This window comes from Pseudomonas sp. NFACC41-3, from assembly GCF_900109505.1.
Classification (GTDB): Bacteria; Pseudomonadota; Gammaproteobacteria; order Pseudomonadales; family Pseudomonadaceae; genus Aquipseudomonas; species Aquipseudomonas chlororaphis.
Window position 1 is genome coordinate 711033 of sequence record NZ_FOAE01000001.1, and the last position, 18062, is coordinate 729094.

At 65.2% G+C, this 18062-nt stretch carries 17 protein-coding genes; 13 read left to right on the forward strand and 4 right to left on the reverse strand.

What is annotated here, in order from left to right:
• The first annotated feature begins 11 nt into the window (after window positions 1-11).
• The 3 genes from BMY68_RS03290 to mnmH are packed head-to-tail and all read left to right on the forward strand — an operon-like array spanning window position 12 to window position 2580.
• Window positions 12-413: a nuclear transport factor 2 family protein gene (locus BMY68_RS03290; RefSeq protein ID WP_085530401.1), complete on the forward strand. Its 402-nt coding sequence runs from the start codon at window positions 12-14 to the stop codon at window positions 411-413.
• 32 nt (window positions 414-445) lie between these two features.
• Window positions 446-1480 carry a selenide, water dikinase SelD gene (gene selD / locus BMY68_RS03295; RefSeq protein ID WP_085530402.1) on the forward strand — a complete coding sequence of 345 codons (1035 nt, stop codon included), beginning with the start codon at window positions 446-448 and terminating at the stop codon, window positions 1478-1480.
• A complete protein-coding gene (mnmH, locus tag BMY68_RS03300) occupies window positions 1480-2580 on the forward strand; it encodes a tRNA 2-selenouridine(34) synthase MnmH (RefSeq protein WP_085530403.1) in 1101 nt (366 codons plus the stop codon). Before selD ends, mnmH begins: the two co-directional genes overlap by 1 nt.
• A 121-nt stretch (window positions 2581-2701) precedes the next feature.
• On the opposite strand, the gene BMY68_RS03305 is transcribed toward mnmH, so the two are convergent.
• The gene (locus BMY68_RS03305) at window positions 2702-3757 is read right to left on the reverse strand and encodes a permease (protein WP_085530404.1); all 1056 of its coding nucleotides are present in this window, start codon (window positions 3755-3757) and stop codon (window positions 2702-2704) included.
• A gap of 183 nt (window positions 3758-3940) precedes the next feature.
• Window positions 3941-4717, reverse strand: coding sequence for an IclR family transcriptional regulator (locus BMY68_RS03310; protein WP_009043140.1), 777 nt, complete (start codon window positions 4715-4717; stop codon window positions 3941-3943).
• 167 nt (window positions 4718-4884) lie between these two features.
• Here BMY68_RS03310 and BMY68_RS03315 point away from each other — a divergent pair, with 167 nt between their 5' ends.
• The 4 genes from BMY68_RS03315 to BMY68_RS03330 are packed head-to-tail and all read left to right on the forward strand — an operon-like array spanning window position 4885 to window position 8392.
• Window positions 4885-5646: an ABC transporter substrate-binding protein gene (locus tag BMY68_RS03315; protein ID WP_053260502.1), complete on the forward strand. Its 762-nt coding sequence runs from the start codon at window positions 4885-4887 to the stop codon at window positions 5644-5646.
• A 60-nt stretch (window positions 5647-5706) separates the two neighbouring features.
• The gene (locus tag BMY68_RS03320; RefSeq protein ID WP_009043142.1) at window positions 5707-6363 is read left to right on the forward strand and encodes an amino acid ABC transporter permease; all 657 of its coding nucleotides are present in this window, start codon (window positions 5707-5709) and stop codon (window positions 6361-6363) included.
• On the forward strand, window positions 6360-7106 hold the full coding sequence (locus BMY68_RS03325; RefSeq protein WP_009048220.1) for an amino acid ABC transporter ATP-binding protein: 747 nt from the start codon (window positions 6360-6362) through the stop codon (window positions 7104-7106). Before BMY68_RS03320 ends, BMY68_RS03325 begins: the two co-directional genes overlap by 4 nt.
• Window positions 7103-8392 carry an NAD(P)/FAD-dependent oxidoreductase gene (locus BMY68_RS03330; RefSeq protein ID WP_085530405.1) on the forward strand — a complete coding sequence of 430 codons (1290 nt, stop codon included), beginning with the start codon at window positions 7103-7105 and terminating at the stop codon, window positions 8390-8392. The genes BMY68_RS03325 and BMY68_RS03330 overlap by 4 nt, the downstream gene beginning before the upstream one ends.
• 10 nt (window positions 8393-8402) lie before the next feature.
• Here BMY68_RS03330 and BMY68_RS03335 read toward each other — a convergent pair whose 3' ends face one another.
• The gene (locus tag BMY68_RS03335) at window positions 8403-9077 is read right to left on the reverse strand and encodes a histidine phosphatase family protein (RefSeq protein WP_085530406.1); all 675 of its coding nucleotides are present in this window, start codon (window positions 9075-9077) and stop codon (window positions 8403-8405) included.
• 328 nt (window positions 9078-9405) lie between these two features.
• Between BMY68_RS03335 and BMY68_RS03340 the strand changes: the two genes are divergently transcribed.
• Together BMY68_RS03340 and BMY68_RS03345 are read left to right on the forward strand one after the other, a co-directional pair.
• Window positions 9406-10110 (forward strand): glutathione S-transferase family protein, encoded by a 705-nt coding sequence (locus BMY68_RS03340; protein ID WP_085530407.1) that lies wholly within the window; start codon window positions 9406-9408, stop codon window positions 10108-10110.
• Between the two features lie 208 nt (window positions 10111-10318).
• Complete coding sequence (locus tag BMY68_RS03345; RefSeq protein ID WP_085530408.1) at window positions 10319-11161, forward strand: PhzF family phenazine biosynthesis protein; 843 nt, start codon at window positions 10319-10321, stop codon at window positions 11159-11161.
• 39 nt (window positions 11162-11200) lie between these two features.
• On the opposite strand, the gene BMY68_RS03350 is transcribed toward BMY68_RS03345, so the two are convergent.
• Window positions 11201-12232, reverse strand: coding sequence for an AraC family transcriptional regulator (locus BMY68_RS03350; RefSeq protein ID WP_085530409.1), 1032 nt, complete (start codon window positions 12230-12232; stop codon window positions 11201-11203).
• Window positions 12233-12427: 195 nt separating this feature from the next.
• Here BMY68_RS03350 and BMY68_RS03355 point away from each other — a divergent pair, with 195 nt between their 5' ends.
• The 4 genes from BMY68_RS03355 (at window position 12428) to BMY68_RS03370 (ending at window position 18061) form a co-directional block, all read left to right on the forward strand.
• On the forward strand, window positions 12428-14932 hold the full coding sequence (locus tag BMY68_RS03355) for a flavin-containing monooxygenase (RefSeq protein ID WP_085530410.1): 2505 nt from the start codon (window positions 12428-12430) through the stop codon (window positions 14930-14932).
• A 336-nt stretch (window positions 14933-15268) separates the two neighbouring features.
• Window positions 15269-16204: a Ppx/GppA family phosphatase gene (locus tag BMY68_RS03360; protein WP_053260509.1), complete on the forward strand. Its 936-nt coding sequence runs from the start codon at window positions 15269-15271 to the stop codon at window positions 16202-16204.
• A 227-nt stretch (window positions 16205-16431) separates the two neighbouring features.
• Window positions 16432-16845 (forward strand): arsenate reductase ArsC, encoded by a 414-nt coding sequence (locus tag BMY68_RS03365; protein WP_009043151.1) that lies wholly within the window; start codon window positions 16432-16434, stop codon window positions 16843-16845.
• Between the two features lie 244 nt (window positions 16846-17089).
• A complete protein-coding gene (locus tag BMY68_RS03370) occupies window positions 17090-18061 on the forward strand; it encodes a Bug family tripartite tricarboxylate transporter substrate binding protein (RefSeq protein ID WP_085530411.1) in 972 nt (323 codons plus the stop codon).
• The last annotated feature ends 1 nt before the right edge of the window (window position 18062 follow it).

The window sequence follows — 18062 nt, forward strand, 5'->3', positions numbered from 1 at the left end:
GGAGGAGCGACATGCAACTGCTTGCACAACTGCTGGCGCTGGAAAGCGAGCTGCACGACCCGGCTGCGCGCGCGGACCGTCGGCGCCTGGTCCAACTGCTGGCCGAGGAGTTCGTCGAGTTCGGCGCCAGCGGCCGGGTCTGGAACCGGGCGCAGATCATCGAGGCGCTCCTCGAAGAGGCGCCGGCACAGCGCAGCGTCAGTGACTTTCGCGTGCAACTGCTGGCCACCGGCGTGGCGCTGGTGACCTACCGCTGCCGCACGCTGATCGACCGGCAAGCGCCCCAGGATTCGCTGCGCAGCTCGTGCTGGCGGCAGGACGGCGACGCCTGGCGCATGGTCTTTCATCAGGGCACGCGGGCGGCACCGCGGGTCGACGGCCGAGGACACTCCCAGAGGCGAGGGCTCTGTTAGAATCGCCGGTCCACGACTTCCAGAGGTGCCCCATGAGCGAGCCGATTCGCCTGACCCAGTACAGCCACGGCGCGGGTTGCGGTTGCAAGATTTCTCCCCAGGTCCTGGAGGTGATTCTGGCCGGCAGCGGCGCGCAGAACCTCGACCCGAAACTCTGGGTCGGCAACGCCTCGCGCGACGACGCGGCGGTGTACGCCATCGACGAAGAGCGCGGCGTGGTCTCGACCACCGACTTTTTCATGCCGATCGTCGACGACCCGTTCGACTTCGGGCGCATCGCCGCGACCAATGCCATCAGCGACATTTACGCCATGGGCGGCGACCCGTTGATGGCCATCGCCATCCTTGGCTGGCCAGTGAACGTGCTGGCGCCGGAAATCGCCCGCGAGGTGATTCGCGGCGGCCGCGCGGTGTGCGACGCGGCCGGCATCCCCCTGGCCGGCGGCCATTCGATCGACGCCCCGGAACCGATCTTCGGCCTGGCCGTGACCGGCCTGGTGGAAAAGCGCCATATGAAGCGCAACGACACCGCCACCGCCGGTTGCCTGCTGTATCTGACCAAGCCCCTGGGCATCGGCGTGCTGACCACGGCCGAGAAGAAGGGCAAGTTGCGCAGCGCCGACGTCGGCCTGGCCCGCGACTGGATGTGCACCCTGAACAAGCCCGGCAGCCGCTTCGGCAAGCTCGACGGCGTGACCGCGATGACCGACGTCACCGGTTTCGGCCTGCTCGGGCACCTGGTGGAAATGGCCGACGGCAGCGGCCTGACCGCGCGTATTCACTACGATCGCGTACCACGCCTGCCAGGGGTCGAGTACTACCTCGACCAGGGCTGCATACCGGGCGGCACCCAGCGCAATTTCGACAGCTACGCCGACAAGCTCGGACGTATCCAGGCCCTGCACAAGCTGGTGCTGTGCGACCCGCAGACCAGCGGCGGGCTGTTGATCGCCGTCACCCCGGAAGGCAATGCGGCCTTCCTCGCGCTGGCCACCGAACTGGGCCTGGAACTGGCGCCGATCGGTGAGCTGGTGGAACGACAGAGCAACGCGGTCGAGGTGATCTGATGCCCATCGATATCACCGACTACCGCGAAATCTTCCTCAACGACCGGCCGATGATGGATACCCGCGCGCCGGTCGAATTCAGCAAGGGCGCCTTTCCCGGCGTGGTCAACCTGCCGCTGATGACCGACCACGAGCGGCAGCGGGTCGGCACCTGCTACAAGCAGCAGGGCCAGCAGGCGGCGATCGTCCTCGGGCACCAGCTGGTGTCCGGGGCGATCAAGGCCGAGCGCATCCAGGCCTGGGCCGATTTCGCCCGGGCCCACCCCGATGGCTACCTGTACTGCTTCCGCGGCGGTCTGCGTTCGCAGATCGTCCAGCAGTGGCTCAAGGACGAGGCCGGCATCGACTACCCGCGGGTCGGCGGCGGCTACAAGGCCATGCGTACCTTCCTGCTCGACACCCTCGAAGGAGCGGTGGCCGAGTGTGATTTTGTCCTGCTCGGCGGCATGACCGGCATCGGCAAGACCGAGGTGCTCAACCAACTGGCCAACGGCCTGGACCTGGAAGGCCATGCCAACCATCGCGGCTCCAGTTTCGGCAAGCGCGCTAGCGGCCAGCCGTCGAACATCGATTTCGAGAACCGTCTGGCGGTGGACATCCTGAAAAAGCGCGAGCGTGGCATCGGCGGGTTCGTGCTGGAAGACGAGAACCGCATGATCGGCAGCTGCGCCTTGCCGTTGCCGCTGTACCAGGGCATGCAGCGTTTCCCGATGGTCTGGCTGGAGGATGGCCTGGAGGGGCGGATCGAGCGGATCCTGCGCGACTACGTGATCGACTTGTGCGCGGAATTCGTCGCGGTGCATGGCGAGGACGGTTTCGCGCGGTTTTCCGAGCGCCTGCTGGAAAGCCTGAACAACATCCGTAAGCGCCTGGGGGGCGAGCGTCACCAGCGCCTGTACCAGCTGCTGGAGGCCGCCCTGGCCGAGCAGGCCCGCAGCGGCAGCGTGGACCTGCACCGGGCCTGGATCGAAGGCTTGCTCAAGGAATATTACGACCCGATGTATGCCTTCCAGCGCGAAAGCAAGGGCGCGCGCATCGAGTTCGTCGGCGAACAGGCGGCGGTGCTGGAGTATTTGCGCGAGCGCGCCAAGCGCGGTTGAGGCGGTAGCGGGCGGGGCCTTTGGCCCCATCGCGAGCAAGCTCGCTCCTACGGGGGGCGCTAACCATGTAGGAGCGAGCTTGCTCGCGATGGCGTCCGGGCGGACGCCATCGAACCTTGGGTTACAACAACGCTGCGCCAATCAACCCGCACACCACGCCAATCAGCATGGTCAGGCCGGCCACGGTCACCAGCACCCGCGCGTCGAAATCCTTGCGCAGCATCAAAAGCGACGGCAGGCTGATGCTCGGCAGGGTCATCAGCAAGGCCACCGCCGGGCCGGTGCCCATGCCCAGGGTCATCATGGTCTGCACGATGGGGATTTCCGCGGCGGTGGGAATCACGAACAGCGTGCCGACAATCGCCAGTGGCACCAGCCACAGCAGGCTGTTGCCAATCGCGCCCTCGACATGGGGGAACAGCCAGACCCGCGCCGCGCCCAGCACCAGCACCGCCAGCACATAGATCGGAATGGTGCTCCAGAACAGTTGCCACAGGCTGCGTGCCCAGCGGCTGAAGAACGCACCTTCATTGCCCGTGCTGGCCTCGACCACGGCCTCCACCGCCGCTTCCGGCAGTTGTTCGGGACGGGCGATGCGCTGGGCCACCAGCGACACTCCCAGCACCAGCACGATGCCCGCCACCAGCCGCAGCGCGGTGAAACCCCAGCCCAGGACAAAGCCCATGAACACCAGGGTCGCCGGGTTGAGCACCGGGTTGGCGATCCAGAAGGCCAGCGCCGCGCCCACCGAGACATTCTGCCGGCGCATGCTCGCCGCCACGGGCGCGGCGCAGCAGGAGCACATCATGCCCGGCAGGGCGAACAGGCCGCCGCGCAAAGTCGAGCCGAAACCGGCGCGGCCGAACAGGCGCAGCAGCCAGTCCCGCGGGATCAGCACTTGCAGCAGCGAACCGAGGATCACCGCCAGCACCGCGGCCTTCCAGATCGCCAGGAAATACACCTGGGCGTAGGCCAGGGCGGCGTTCAAAGGCGAGGAGGGCTGATCGTTGATGATCGAGGCGCCGATGCTGTGGCTGTCGGCGGCGATAAAGGCCTTGGCGTAGTAGGGCGACCACTTGACGAAGTAGAGGCCGACACACGCCACCAGGACGAACAGGGCGGGTTTCCACCAGAACGACCAGCCCCGGACGGGGCTGGCAGGGGCAAGGCTGGACATGAACAGTGATTCCGGGCAATGACGTTAGGTCGCGAATCTTAGCCTACTCGCGCACCTTGCGCGCCTGTGTAGCCGCTGCCGAAGGCTGCGATCGACCGCGCAGCGGTGGTAAAACCTCGCAACACGGAGTGCCGGGCCAAATCCCGGAATCCGCACCGGCGACTACAAAAGGGTCATGGCCACTCAGAGGGTACGAATCGAGGTGCGAATCGCCCGGGCGCACTCGATCACCGAAGGCGCCAGCTTGCGTTCGGCTTCTTCCAGGGTCCAGCGGCTGCTGGGGATCACCACGTGCACGGCGGCCACCGGCAGGCCCTGGCTGCCGATAATCGGCGCGGCGATGCTCATGTCGCCGAGAAACAGCTCTTCCTGGTTCAGGGCGTAACCGCGCTGGCGGGTGGCGACGATTTCCCCATGGATCGCGTCGATCCCGGTCAGGGTGTGCCGGGTATGGGCCTGGCGGTCGCTGGCCTGGAGCATCGCCAGGGCTTCCTGGTCGGGTAGGGCGCTGAGGTAGGCGCGGCCGGAGCCGGTGCAGTACATCGGGATGCGGCTGCCGATGGGCATGTGGATCGGAATGAACTTGGGCGCCACGAAGCGCGCGACATAGACCATGTCCAGGCCGTCGGGCTCGGTGAGGTTGGTGGTTTCGCCGGTGACCTGGGCCAGCTCGGCAAGGAACGGGTTGGCCACGTCCACCAGGGTGTCGGCGGCCAGGTAGTTGTAGCCGATCTCCATCACCCGCGGGGTCAGCTGGAAGCGTTTGGTCTGCGGGTGCTTACGCACGTAACCGAGCTGCTCCAGGGTGTGGATCATGCGTTGCGCCGAGCTTTTGTTGATCTCGGCAGCCTCGGCGATTTCCGCCAGGTTCATGGTCCGTTGGGCAGCGTTGAAGGCGCGCAGGACCGCCAGGCCTTTTTCCAGCGACTGATTGAACAGGCTATTGGGGGTGTCGCTCATGGCGGTTCCTTTGGTTTTTTGTGTTTTAAATATCGATATTCGATATTTATAAATCTCTTTACGATTTTTGTAAATTGTTTATAGTCGGTCCATGCCTCCTGCCCCCACTTTCAGAGGCCAACCATCACGGACTTCCAACAATAAAATCGTCCAATGGGAGATTCGCCATGCAAAAGCGTTTTCGTGTCCTTGCATTGTGCTGCGCACTCACCGCCGGCCTCGTCGGTTCTGTCAGTGCCGGCGCCGCGCCGGTGTACAAGGTCGGCGCCACCGCCACCGGCATTCCCTTCACCTTTCTCGACGTCAAGAGCCAGAGCATCGAAGGCATGATGATCGACGCCGCCCGCGCGGTGGGCCAGGCCGGCGGCTTCGAGGTGGACATCCAGCAGACCACCTTCGCCGCGCTGATTCCCTCGCTGACCTCGAACAAGATCGACATCATCTCCGCCGCCATGCTGCGCACCCCGGCGCGGGAGAAGGTGGTGCAGTACTCCAACCCGGTGTTCAGCTATGGCGAGGGGCTGATCGTGCGCGCCGACGACAACACCGCCTACACCCGCATGGAGGACTTCAAGGACCAGGTGGTCGGTGCCCAGGTCGGCACGGTGTTCATCGATGAGTTGAACAAGCGCGGGATCTTCAAGGAAGTGCGCGGCTACGACTCGATCCCCGACCTGCTGCGCGACCTGGCGCTGGGGCGGATCAAGGCCGGTTTCGCCGACCGGCCGATCGTCGCCTACCAACTGGCCCAGGGCACCCAGAACAAGGTGCAGCTGGTGAAAAGCTACCAACCGGTGGTGATGGGCGATGTCTGCCTGATCGTGCGCAAGGGCGATGCGCAGACCCTGGACGAGGTCAACCGCGGCATCGCGGCGATCAAGGCCGACGGCTCCCTGGAGCGGATCATCGAGAAGTGGAAGCTCAACTGACCACCCCGCGGCCCGGCCGTCCGGCGGGGTCGCTTCACTCCTGATTGCGCAGGTCCTCCTATGTTTCTCCAGAACGCTCTGGACTTCCTCCCCATTCTGCTGAAAGGGGCGGTGGTCACCTTGCAGGTCACGGCCGGCTCCTTTGTGCTCAGCTCGCTGATCGGCCTGGTATTCGCCTTGATGATGGTGTCCAAGGTGCGCTCGATCTCCCTGTTCGCGATTGGCGTGGTCAACGTCATTCGCGGCCTGCCGATCATCGTGCAGCTGTTCTACATCTACTTCGTGCTGCCGGATTTCGGCATCCAGCTCACGGCCATGCAGGCCGGGGTGATTGGCCTGGGCATCGCCTACTCGGCGTACCAGGCGGAGAACTTCCGCGCCGGCATCCAGGCCATTCACCAGGGGCAGATCGAGGCGGCCGAATCCATCGGCATGCGCGGCGGCATGATCATGCGCCGGGTGGTCCTGCCCCAGGCCTTTCGCATCGCCTTGCCGCCCTATGGCAACACCCTGGTGATGATGCTCAAGGACTCCTCGCTGGTGTCCACCATCACCGTGGCCGAAATGACCCGCGCCGGTCAGCTCATCGCGTCCTCGACCTTCGAGAACATGACCGTCTACACCCTGGTGGCCTTGCTCTACCTGGCCCTGAGCCTGCCGTTGTCCTTTGCCCTGCGTCGTCTGGAGGCGCGCTTCAGCACCCGGAGAAAGTCATGATCGAGATCAAGGGCGTACACAAGAGTTTCGGCAACGTGGCGGTACTCGAAGGCATCGACCTGAGCGTGCAGAGCGGGGAAGTGGTGTGCCTGATCGGACCCTCGGGGTCCGGCAAGTCGACCCTGCTGCGCTGCATCAACGGCCTGGAAAGCTACGAGCAGGGCGACATTCTGGTCAGCGGCGAACGGGTCGACCGCCATGGCAAGACCATTCACCAGCTGCGTACTCAGGTGGCCATGGTGTTCCAGCGCTTCAACCTGTTCCCCCATCGCACCGCGTTGCAGAACGTCACCGAAGGGCCGATCTACGTGAAGAAGCAGAACCCGCAGCAGGCCCGGGAGCGGGCCGAGGCGCTGCTGGAAAAAGTCGGCCTGGCCCATCGCATGCACGCCTATCCGGACGAGCTGTCCGGCGGCCAGCAGCAGCGGGTGGCGATCGCCCGGGCCCTGGCCATGGACCCGCAGGCGATCCTGTTCGACGAGCCGACCTCGGCGCTGGACCCGGAGCTGGTGGGCGAGGTGCTGGCGGTGATGCGCAAGCTCGCCGACGAAGGCATGACCATGATTGTGGTCACCCACGAAATGGGCTTTGCCCAGGACGTGGCGGACAAGGTGTGCTTCCTCCACAGCGGCAAGATCGTCGAGGCCGGGCCGGCGAAGCAGGTGCTGAGCGCGCCGCGCCATCCGCGCACCCAGGACTTCCTCAAGCGCCTGCTCAACCAGGGCGCGGAGGTGCAGGCATGAAGGCCGCCGAAACCTTGCGCCTGCCGCCTTCCTTGTGGGCCGCCACGGCGACGGCGGCGGTCGAGACCCCGGCGCTGGCCGAAGACCTGCGGGCCGATGTGGCCATAGTCGGCGCCGGCTACACCGGGCTGGTGACCGCGCTGCGCCTGGCCGAGGCCGGGGTCAGTGTCTGTGTGCTGGACGCCGGGGAGCCGGGTTGGGGTGCCTCCGGACGCAACGGCGGGCAGGTGATTCCCGGGCTCAAGTACGACCCGGATCAGTTGCTGGCCAAGTTCGGCGCGGCCCGCGCCGAGGCCATGCTGGAGGCGGCCGGCTCGGCCGCCGACGAAGTGTTCGCCCTGATCGAGCAGCATCGCATCGCCTGCGATGCGACGCGCAAGGGTTGGATTCAGCCGGCGTTTTCCGCCAGTTCCCTGCAGGCCATCGAACAGCGCGCCGAGCAGTGGCGTCGGCGCGGGGTGACGGTGGAATTGCTCGACCGCGCCGCCGTCGGTCGGCGCATCGGCAGCCAGAACTACCTCGGCGGCTGGGTCGATCCGCGCGCCGGCAGCCTACACCCGCTGAACTATGCGCGCGGCCTGGCCAGGGTGGCGCAGCAGCAGGGCGTGCGGATTCACGGGCAGACCCGGGTCGAGGCTTTGCAGCGCGAAGGCGGGCAGTGGCAGCTGCGCACCGCCCAGGGCTATCGGGTCCAGGCCCAGCGCGTGGTGCTGGCGACCAATGGCTACACCGACGACCTGTGGCCACGGCTGCGGCAGACGGTGATTGCTGCCAACAGTTTCATCATCGCCACCCGCCCGCTGTCGGTCGAGCTGCGTCAGGGCATCCTGCCGAACGGCGAGGTCTGTTCCGACGCCCGGCGGCTGTTGCTGTATTTCAAACAGGATGCCCAGGGGCGCTTGTTGCTGGGGGGGCGCGGACCGTTTTCCGAACCGAGCCACAGCGGCGACTGGCGTCATCTGGAGCGTTCGTTGCTGGGCCTGTTTCCGCAGTTGGCGGGCACGCCCATCGAGTATCGCTGGAGCGGGAGGGTGGCGTTGAATCAGAGCTTCCTGCCGCAGCTGCATGAGCCGCAGCCGGGGTTGTCGATCCTGCTCGGCTACAACGGTCGCGGCATCGCCTTGTCCACGGCCCTGGGCAAGCACCTGGCGGCGCGGCTGTCGGGGGCGAGCAGTGAATTTCCGTTTCCGGTGACGCCGATCCGGCCGATTCCGCTGCATGGTTTGCAGCGTCTGTACCTGGGGGCGGGGATCGCCTGGTACCGCCTGCTGGACGCCCTGCGCTGAGGGCGGCGCATCAGGTCGGGCAGTTTTCCTCGCCGTTATCCAGGCCCTGCTTGTAGCTGCGGCTGTCGAGGGTGGCCTTGCCGTTGTGCCAGGTCAGGGTCAGCACGTAGAGCGAGTCGAAGTCGTTGGAGGCCCAGTCGTCGGTGATGGTGCGTTTTTCGCCGACGGCTTCGCGCGCCACCTTGTTGATCAGCTCCGGCAGGTAGCCGTGGGACCAGGCGGTGTAGATGATCGAGTTGTGGTAGCGGTCATGCAGCAGCTCATCGGCCAGTTCGCTGGTGTCGTTGGCCGAGAATTCGATGTTCACCGGCAGGCCGAGCTTGATGGCGCTGGGGCTGATGGTCATCAGCGGGCGGATGTAGCTGTAGGAGTTGTCGAGCTCGCCTTCCTCGACATTGCGCGTCGGGTTGGCGGCGAATACGTAATTGGCCTTGCCGAATTTTTCCGGCAGCAGGGATGCCAGGTCGATGGCGCGGTTCAGGCCCTGGCAGTTGAGCTGGCCGAGGCCGCCGGCGGGTTTTTCCGCGTGGCGCAAAAAGACCAGGGTCTGGGTACCGTCCACCGGCTGGGCGCGACTTTCGCTGGACTCCAGCGACAGCAGCAGCCCACTGGTCAGCAGCAGCGCCGGGAAGAACACGTAGGACCGGTGTTGCAGGCGTTGGGTGAAACTCAGCAGATTCTTCATGGATCGTCGGTACTTCAGCGCAATCGGTTAAGGCTGACAAACCTTTCCACGGCGAGCTCCCGCTTCGCGTGGTTTTCCCTGTCGTTGAACGAGTGTTCTACCCGTAGGTAGTGCTCAGAGTCCCAGGACGCCTTTTGGTTCGATCCGGGCATGGGGCTGCGAGCGTGGCCCGTCACTTTATCCGCACCGCTGTCTGGCTGCCGGGAAGCTTAACCACCGGATGTTTCGAATTTAAGAATGCGCGCCGCGGACCGATGCCTGTAATCTAGCGCCGTCGCGCCCGGCCCCGGGCCACGGCCTTTCATCTGACTGTCATTGGAAGCCTGTCATGACCGATCTCCATGCATTCCCCATCACCCAGAAATGGCCGGCGCAGTACGCCGACTGGATTCAGCTGTATTCCTTGCCGACCCCCAACGGCGTCAAGGTCTCGATCATGCTCGAAGAGATCGGGCTGCCCTACGAGCCGCATCGCGTCAGTTTCGAAACCAACGACCAGATGTCCCCCGAGTTCCTCTCGCTGAACCCGAACAACAAGATCCCGGCGATCCTCGACCCCCACGGCCCGGGCAACCAGCCGCTGGCGCTGTTCGAGTCGGGGGCGATCCTGATCTACCTGGCGGACAAGAGCGGGCAACTGCTGGCCCAGGAATCCGCGGCGCGCTACGAGACGATCCAGTGGCTGATGTTCCAGATGGGCGGCATCGGCCCGATGTTCGGCCAGCTGGGCTTCTTCAATAAATTCGCCGGCAAGGATTACGAGGACAAGCGTCCGCGCGACCGTTACGTCGCCGAATCCCGCCGCCTGCTGAGCGTGCTCGAGGGCCGCCTGCAAGGTCGCGACTGGATCATGGGCGAGCGCTACACCATCGCCGATATCGCCACCTTCCCCTGGGTGCGCAACCTGGTCGGCTTCTATGAAGCGGGCGATCTGGTGGGCTTCAAGGACTTCCCCAACGTGCAGCGCGTGCTGGAGCGTTTCCTCGCACGCCCGGCGGTGATCCGCGGCCTGGAAATTCCCAAGCCGGTCTGACTGCCCTCTCTGTAGCCGCTGCCGCAGGCTGCGCTCGGCGACGTAGTCGTCGTAGAACCTGACGACGCGTTCTGTCTGGCACAACGCGTGGGTCCTTTTGCGATGACTGCGTCATCGATCGCAGGCTTCGCCAGCGGCTACAGGTATGTTTTTTTGCAGGTCAGGCCGGTTCCAGGCCTGGCCGTGTTCATTCAGACAAGGACCCGCAATGAGCCGATTCGATTTCAAGCAGGTGGATGTCTTCAGCAACCAGCCGCTCAAGGGCAACCCGCTGGCGGTGGTGTTCGGCGCCGATGAGTTGAGCGACGCGCGCATGGCGGCGTTCGCCAACTGGACCAACCTCAGCGAAACCACCTTTATCCTCGAACCCCAAGACCCGCGGGCCGACTATCGCCTGCGGATCTTCACCACCCTGCAGGAACTGCCGTTCGCCGGCCATCCGACCCTCGGCAGTTGCCATGCCTGGCTGGAAGCCGGCGGCGTGCCCAAGGGCGAGGAGATCGTCCAGGAGTGCGCGGTCGGCCTGGTGCGCATTCGCCGCAATGGCGCCGAGCTGGCGTTTCTCGCGCCGCCCTTGCTCAAGTCCGGCCCGGTGGAGGCCGGGTTGCTGGAGCAGGTGCGCCAGGGCCTGAGGCTGGCGCCTGACGCCATCGTCGACGCGCAATGGGTGGACAACGGCGCCGGCTGGCTGGCGGTGCTGCTGGCCGAGCGCGGCCAGGTACTCGACCTGCAACCCGACTATGCACAGCTCAAGGGCCTTGCGGTCGGAGTGATCGCCCCCTGGAACCCCGAGCGCGATGGCGACGCGGCGCAGTTCGAGGTGCGCGCCTTTATCGCCGGCGACGGCATGCCGGAAGACCCGGCCACCGGCAGCCTCAACGCCGGCATCGCCCAATGGCTGCTGGGCGCGGGGTTGGCGCCGGCGTCCTACGTGGTCAGCCAGGGTTTGAGCATGGGCCGGGCCGGGCGCATCCAGGTCGAGCAGGTCGGCGATGAAATCTGGATCGGCGGCTCGGTGGTGACCTGTATCGAGGGCAGCCTGACGTTGTAGGCGAGGGTGCTTTGCAGTCAGGCCCGGCCTGGCTGTTGCCTAAGTGGCCCTGGACGCGTGGCGATAGCTTCTGGGGGATACGCCGTACCAGCGTTTGAAGGTCTGGGAGAAACTCGACAGGTCGCTGTAGCCCAGTTTTTCGGCGATGTCTGTCAGTTTCAGCGTCGGGTCGCCGAGCAACTCCAGGGCCTCGGCGCTGCGCGACTGCTCCAGCAGGTGCCGGTAACAGGTGCCTTCCTCGTGCAGGCGTCGTTTCAAGGTCCGCTCGCTGAGATTGATCAGGCTGGCCATGCCCGGCAGGTCTGGCGGTACGCCCAGGGGGGCGATGTTCAGGTACTGGCGGACCAGCTCGGCGGTGCCCGTGCGGGGGCTGCGGCGCTCCATCAATTGCGCGCACATCTGCTCGCACATCGCGACGGTGACGGTGTTTGCCTGGGGGAGTGGGCGGCTCAGCAGCGAACGATCAAAGGCCAGGCTGTTGCGGTCGGCGAGGTAGGTGGGGCGCACGCCAAGAATACTGCCGGCACTGGCCGCCACCTGATCGACCGGGCGTTTCTTCTTCAGGGTAAAACCTGCCAGCGAGAACTCGCGGCCAGCTATTTCCTTGAGCAGCACCGCGGCGGCGGCCATGTCGCGTTCGATCACAAAGTCTCTGAGCGACTCGTCCGTCAGCGCCGGTTCGGTGAACGTCAGGATGCCGAGCGGGGGTTGCTCATGGTAGGCGATCCGGGTGAACGCGTAGGTCAGCGGCAAGAAGCGCAGGGCCAGCTTCAAGGCGTCACCCGCGGTCGCGCTGCTGATCAGGCCATAACCGAACAGCCCGTAGGTCGAGAAGTGATAGCGCTCGCCCACTTGATAGCCCAGCCCCTGCGGGTGTCCCGACAGGTTGAGCAGGTTATTGATCAGGCGCAGTTCCTGGGCGCATGACAGCTCGAAGTTGGGATCTGCCAGCCGGGCCAGCGACAGGCCCGAACCGGCCAGCAATCGCGCAGGCGAGAAGCCTCTTTCGCGACCGAAATCCACCATCAGCAGGGCACTGGCCGGTCCCCGCGACAACTCCAGCATGTTCATGCTCGCGACCTGGGTCAGGGAAAGGAATTGGCCTGAATACTAAAGTATCTGTCCCATTACGTCATGGGACTGGCGAGGGCGGGCAAGCATGATGGGCGCGCAGGCTACGCTGATCGGGATTAGCGGGAAACCCTGGGACCTGATCATGCGAAGACCTGTGCCTGCCCATGAAAAAAACAACAAAAGAGGTGCTGCATGCCCCAACTCGAACCTGACCTGCAATCGCCGGCGCCACTCACCGCCGTGATCATCGGCAGCGGTTTTGCCGGCATCGGCATGGCCATCGCGCTGCGCAAGGCCGGCGTCACGGACTTCATCATTCTGGAAAAACAGCAGGATGTCGGCGGCGTCTGGCGGGACAACAGTTACCCGGGCGCTGCCTGCGATGTGCCGTCGCACCTGTATTCGTTTTCATTCGAACCCAACCCCGGCTGGACGCGGATGTTTGCCCCGCAAGCCGAAATACAGGGGTATCTGCAGCATTGCGTACGCAAGTATGAGGTGCAGCGGCATATCCGCTTCGGCGCTGAAGTGCGGGCGGCGCGATTCGACGAGGCCAGCGCGCAGTGGTGCATCACCGAAGTCGGTGGGCGGGTGCATCGCGCTGCCTTGCTGATTAGCGCCACTGGCCAGCTCAGCCGGCCGGCGCTGCCGACGTTCGAAGGCATGCAGGCGTTCAAGGGGCGTGTGTTCCATTCCGCGAGCTGGGATCACGGCTATTCGTTGGCGGGGAAACGGGTGGCGGTGATAGGAACGGGCGCTTCGGCGATTCAGTTCGTGCCGGCCATCGCCGACCCGGTGGCGCAGCTCAAGGTATTCCAGCGCTCGCCGGCCTACATCTTGCCCCGGCCCGATCGCGCCTACAGCGACGAAGAAAAGCAGCTGTTCGCCAGGAGGCCGTGGCGCATGGCGCTGCATCGTGCCGCCATCTACCTGCGCTACGAATCCAGGGCCCTGGGTTTTACCCGCCTCAAGGGGCTGATGAAGTGGGCGGTCGGCCTGCCGTTTCGCCGCTTGTTGAACCAGTCGGTCAGTGACCCGCAGCTGCGCCGGCAACTGATCCCGGATTACCCCATCGGCTGCAAGCGCATCCTGCTGTCCAGCGATTACCTCAAGACCCTGGCCCGGCCCAATGTGCAGTTGATCACCGAGGGTATCGGGCGCATCACCGAGCAGGGCATCGAGACGCTGGACGGCAGGCACCACCAGGTGGATGCGATCATCTACGGCACGGGGTTCGCGGCGACGCAGTTCCTTGCACCGATGACGATCGTCGGGCGCGGCGGGGTGGAGCTGCAGCACGCCTGGGAGCAGGGCGCACGCGCGTATCTGGGGCTGGCGGTGCCGGGCTTTCCCAACTTCTTCATGTTGTATGGCCCCAATACCAACCTGGGGCACAACTCGATCGTCTACATGCTGGAAAGCCAGATATCCCATGTCATGCGCTGCTGGCGTGCGATGCAGAAGGCTGCGGCCACCACCGTCGAGGTCGATGACCAGGCTGAGCAGCGTTTTCATCAACGGATCCAGCGCCGCCTGGCCGGTTCCGTGTGGAGCGGTTGCAAGAGCTGGTATGTCGATGCAGCGGGCAATAACAGCACCAACTGGCCGGGCTTCACCTTGTCCTATCGCTGGCTGACCCGTTATTCGGCATTGCGCGCCTATGGTTTCTCCAGGGCGCTGGCCAGCGAGTCGGGGCAGGTCTACGGGCAGGTGATTGCCGAGCCCCGTGATGGCCTCGAAGTCCTCAGTGCCGGTGTGTTGCGCCAACTCTTGCGGGTGAGCTTCCGGGCGCTGATCGGTCCGCCGCGAAGCATTGCCACCCAGCGGCGTATCGTCAACGGCCTGTCCTGGTTGATGCCGGGCTGCGCTGGCGTGAGCCAGGCACGGGCCCACGTCTCGGGCGTACCGCTGCGAATCCTGACACCGGGCCATGCCGAGGCGGGTGGGGTGATTCTTTATCTGCATGGCGGTGCCTTCTGCCTGGGCGGCCCTGCCACGCACCGCAGCGTTACCAGCCGCCTGGCCCGGGAAGCGGGGATGACCGTCTGGGTACCGGACTATCGGCTGGCGCCGGAACAGCCGTTTCCCGCGGCCCTGGAAGATGCGTTGGCCTGCTATCAGGCGATCCGGGCGCAAGGCTATTCGGCGCGGCAGATCCTGCTGGCCGGCGACTCCGCGGGTGGTTCTCTCGTCCTGGCCCTGGCGCTGACGCTGCAACAGCGGGGCGAGCCCTTTGCCGCGGGCCTGCTGCTGTTGTCCCCGGTGACGGATACGACGCTGAGCGGGCCAACCCTTATCACCCGCCAGTACGCCGATCCCATGCTGCGGCGCGATTGGCTCGAGCAAGGGCTGCGCGCCTACGCAGCGCCTGCCCAGAGCCCGTTGCACAGTCCATTGAGCGCCGACTTGCGTGGGCTGCCGCCGATGCTGATCCAGGTGGGGGACCAGGAATTGCTGCTGGCGGACGCCACACGCCTGGCCGAGCGCGCGCTGCACTGCGGCGTGGCCTGTCGCCTGGAAGTGCATGCCGCGAGGTGGCATGTGTTTCAGTTGCAGGCGTTCTACTTGCGTTCGGCCAGGCAAGCCCTGCGTTCAGCGGCCCTGTTCGCTCGCCGCCGCCTGGACGATCGCGGCGAGCCTTGTGCCGACGCGGTCGCAGCAGCGGCGGTGATGGATGTCGCAGCCCTTGATGGGTAGGCAGGCTGTCTCGATCCGGCAAGGTTGTCGCGAGGATTTTCGGGCAAAAAAAAGCTGCCCAAGATGGCAGCGTTAAAGGAGAGCACGCGTTGCTGATAACGCGAGTATCACTGCGAAAAATGACCCAATGATGACAGTCCCCTTGCCGCCGAACAGCCTTTCGTGACCGGGCTGCGGCAGGACAAGGTCTGTGTGAGCGCAACTGGAGGGCCGGGCGGATCAAGGCGGGCGGCTGTCATCTTGGCGTCATCGACGCCATGGCAAGATCGCCGCAAACCGTCTTTAGTAGTCGACAGGCTGCGGCCTGCCGGTCGATGAATCTGCCAGGAATCCCCCATGAAAGGCGACGCTTCTCTGTTCGCAGCCATTGATCTTGGGTCCAATGCGTTTCGCCTGATGATCGGCCAGCCGGTCCGGCGCAGCCAGGGGTTCATGATCCAGGAAGTGAAGACCCTGCGTGAGCCGGTGCGCCTGGCCGAGGGCTTCCAGGAGGGCGCCCTGGACGAGCTGGCGCTGGACCGGGGCTGGCAGGCACTGGCGCGCTTTGGCAAGAAGCTGCGCGGTTTCGAGGCCGGTCGGGTACGGGCGGTGGCCACCAGCGCCGTGCGCGAAGCCGACAATGCGCCGCTGTTCCTGGCCAGCGCCGAGCGTCACCTGGGGTTTCGCATCGATGTCATTTCCGGGCATGAAGAGGCGCGGCTGGTGTATGCCGGCGTCGCCCATACCGTGCCGGGCAGCGAAAGCATGCGGCTGGTGGTGGACATCGGCGGCGGTTCCACCGAGCTGATCCTCGGGCAGGGCGCCCAGCCCTTGCTGACCGAGAGCATCGCCATTGGCAGCGGGAGCTTCGGCGCGCGCTACTTTCCGGGCGGCGCGGTCTCGGCTCATGCCCTGCAGGAAGCCGAGCGCCTGGCCAGCCTGAAGTTCGAGAAAGTCGCCCGGCGTTATCGCCAGCTCGGTTGGCAGCAGGCCATAGGCTCCTCGGGCACCGCCCGGTTCCTGGCCAAGGTGCTCAAGGCCAACGGCCTGAACGACTATGGCCAGGACGGCATCACCTACGGCGGGCTGTTGCGCCTGTCGTTGCGCCTGCTGGAGGCCGGGCATGTCAAGCGCCTGCGGCTGGCCGGGCTGCAATCCCATCGCCTGGGCATCCTGCCCGGTGGCCTGGCGGTGATGCTGGCGGCGTTCAAGGTGTTTGGCGTCACCCATATGACGCCTTCCGAACCGGGGCTGCGCTTCGGCGTGCTGCATGGCCTGATATGTAACAACTGATGACCGAGCCTTGTCCGCACGCGGCGGGCCTTCCTCCAGACACCTGTTGCCGCCAGGGTGTTCTGTCGCTCTAACTCAACCCTTCACAGGTCACGCCGGGATCAACCGGCGGGGCAACGCCTGCGCGCCGTCGCCGCGGTATTCCCGCCGGCGAAAAAAGGCTGTCATAAAAAGTGCGATTTTGCGCGGCACTATCCCCAGCAGTCTGAAAACAGGGGACATGAACCATGAGTGACAAACGCCGCGTGCTGTTCGTGTGCGCCAGGAACGATGCCCGTTCATTGATGGCGCAAGCGCTGCTGCGCCATGCCGACGCCGAACACTTCGACGCCTTCAGCGCCGGCCTGGTGGCCAGCGAGATCGACCCGCGCACCCTGGAGTCTCTCGAACATATCGGCATCGCCACCGACGGGCTGCGCAGCAAGGCCCTCGACGAGTTCGCCGGGCAGCAGTTCCACTATGTCATCACCCTGTGCGACAAGTCCTCGGAAGAGGCCGCGCGCATGCCGTCCTCCGGCGAGGTGATCGTCTGGAACTTCGAGGACCCGGTCACCAGCGACAAACATGAACCGTTTCGCCACACCCTCCAGGAGATCCACGATCGGCTGCACATGTTCATCACTGTGAAGACCCGCTCGTGATGGCAAGGAACGCCGATCCTCTTTGGCCGAATCGCTGATCCTCCCTCGCTGATTGGCACGGCCGGGTTGCATGCCGGCCAACCCACCCCGAATCCAGACTCTGGACGCCGTGTTCACCCTGGGTTCTCTGCTCTGGCGGTCGCCCACCGCCGGCCGTCTACACTTAATCGCAGGCCACACAGGGCGGCAGCCCTGGGCGCATTCAACCGGTATCAACAAAAACAATAGTCTCGGGAGAAACCTGATGTTTACAGCACTGCGTCGATTCAGCCGCGGCATGGCCCTTGCCGCCAGCCTCGCCACGCTCACCCTCGCAACCCCGGCGTTTGCCCTGGATACGGTCAAGTTCATGGCCCCGGGCTCCGTGGGCGGCGGTTATGACCAGACCGCGCGGGTTTTGGGCAAGGCCCTGCTCGAGGCCGGCACGGCCAAGTCCGTGACCTTCGAGAACAAGGGCGGGGCCGGGGGCACCCTGGGCCTGGCGCAGTTCGCCAACAGCACCAAGGGCGACCCGAATGCGCTGCTGGTGGTGGGGGCGATCATGGTCACGGCGGTGGAGCAGAACAAGCCGCAGATCAGCCTCAAGGACGTGACGCCGATCGCCCGGTTGTTCACCGAATACAACGTGCTGGCGGTGCGTGAGGATTCGCCCTACAAGACCCTCGAAGACCTGCTCAAGGACTTCAAGGCCAACCCGGCCAGCATCAAGTGGGGCGGTGGCTCCAAGGGTTCCATCGACCATATCGGCATCGCCGAGCTGGCGAGCAAGATGGACGTGCCGGTGAACAAGGTGAACTACGTCGCCTACGCCGGCGGCGGCGAAGTGGTGGCCGCGACCCTGGGCGGCCACATCACGGTGATCACCGGCGGTTATGCCGAACTGGCCAAGTACGTGCAGTCCAAGCAGTTCCGCCTGCTCGCCATCGGCGCTCCGGAGCGCGTGCCCGGCATCGATGCGCCGACCCTCAAGGAGAATGGCTACGACGTGATCATCGGCAACTGGCGCGGTGTCTATGGCGCGGCCAACCTCAGCGCCGAGCAGCGCAAGCAAGTCACCGACGCGGTGCTGGCCGCCACCAACAGCAAGGTCTGGCAGGACAATGTGAAAGCCAACGCCTGGTCGCCGAGCGTCCTCACCGGTGACGAGTTCGGCAAGTTCGTCGACGAGGAACACCTGCGCCTGCGAGCGATGCTGGTCAAGGTCGGGCTGCTTTGAG

What these genes read in the sequence shown, in the direction of transcription:
- mnmH (WP_085530403.1), top strand. Translation starts at nt 1,480, where the DNA reads ATGCCCATCGATATCACCGACTACCGCGAAATCTTCCTCAACGACCGG.
- BMY68_RS03290 (WP_085530401.1), top strand. Translation starts at nt 12, where the DNA reads ATGCAACTGCTTGCACAACTGCTGGCGCTGGAAAGCGAGCTGCACGAC.
- BMY68_RS03340 (WP_085530407.1), top strand. Translation starts at nt 9,406, where the DNA reads ATGACCGATCTCCATGCATTCCCCATCACCCAGAAATGGCCGGCGCAG.
- BMY68_RS03360 (WP_053260509.1), top strand. Translation starts at nt 15,269, where the DNA reads ATGAAAGGCGACGCTTCTCTGTTCGCAGCCATTGATCTTGGGTCCAAT.
- BMY68_RS03330 (WP_085530405.1), top strand. Translation starts at nt 7,103, where the DNA reads ATGAAGGCCGCCGAAACCTTGCGCCTGCCGCCTTCCTTGTGGGCCGCC.
- BMY68_RS03370 (WP_085530411.1), top strand. Translation starts at nt 17,090, where the DNA reads ATGTTTACAGCACTGCGTCGATTCAGCCGCGGCATGGCCCTTGCCGCC.
- BMY68_RS03335 (WP_085530406.1), bottom strand. Translation starts at nt 9,077, where the DNA reads ATGAAGAATCTGCTGAGTTTCACCCAACGCCTGCAACACCGGTCCTAC.
- BMY68_RS03310 (WP_009043140.1), bottom strand. Translation starts at nt 4,717, where the DNA reads ATGAGCGACACCCCCAATAGCCTGTTCAATCAGTCGCTGGAAAAAGGC.
- BMY68_RS03325 (WP_009048220.1), top strand. Translation starts at nt 6,360, where the DNA reads ATGATCGAGATCAAGGGCGTACACAAGAGTTTCGGCAACGTGGCGGTA.
- BMY68_RS03320 (WP_009043142.1), top strand. Translation starts at nt 5,707, where the DNA reads ATGTTTCTCCAGAACGCTCTGGACTTCCTCCCCATTCTGCTGAAAGGG.
- BMY68_RS03365 (WP_009043151.1), top strand. Translation starts at nt 16,432, where the DNA reads ATGAGTGACAAACGCCGCGTGCTGTTCGTGTGCGCCAGGAACGATGCC.
- BMY68_RS03305 (WP_085530404.1), bottom strand. Translation starts at nt 3,757, where the DNA reads ATGTCCAGCCTTGCCCCTGCCAGCCCCGTCCGGGGCTGGTCGTTCTGG.
- BMY68_RS03355 (WP_085530410.1), top strand. Translation starts at nt 12,428, where the DNA reads ATGCCCCAACTCGAACCTGACCTGCAATCGCCGGCGCCACTCACCGCC.
- BMY68_RS03345 (WP_085530408.1), top strand. Translation starts at nt 10,319, where the DNA reads ATGAGCCGATTCGATTTCAAGCAGGTGGATGTCTTCAGCAACCAGCCG.
- BMY68_RS03315 (WP_053260502.1), top strand. Translation starts at nt 4,885, where the DNA reads ATGCAAAAGCGTTTTCGTGTCCTTGCATTGTGCTGCGCACTCACCGCC.
- selD (WP_085530402.1), top strand. Translation starts at nt 446, where the DNA reads ATGAGCGAGCCGATTCGCCTGACCCAGTACAGCCACGGCGCGGGTTGC.
- BMY68_RS03350 (WP_085530409.1), bottom strand. Translation starts at nt 12,232, where the DNA reads ATGAACATGCTGGAGTTGTCGCGGGGACCGGCCAGTGCCCTGCTGATG.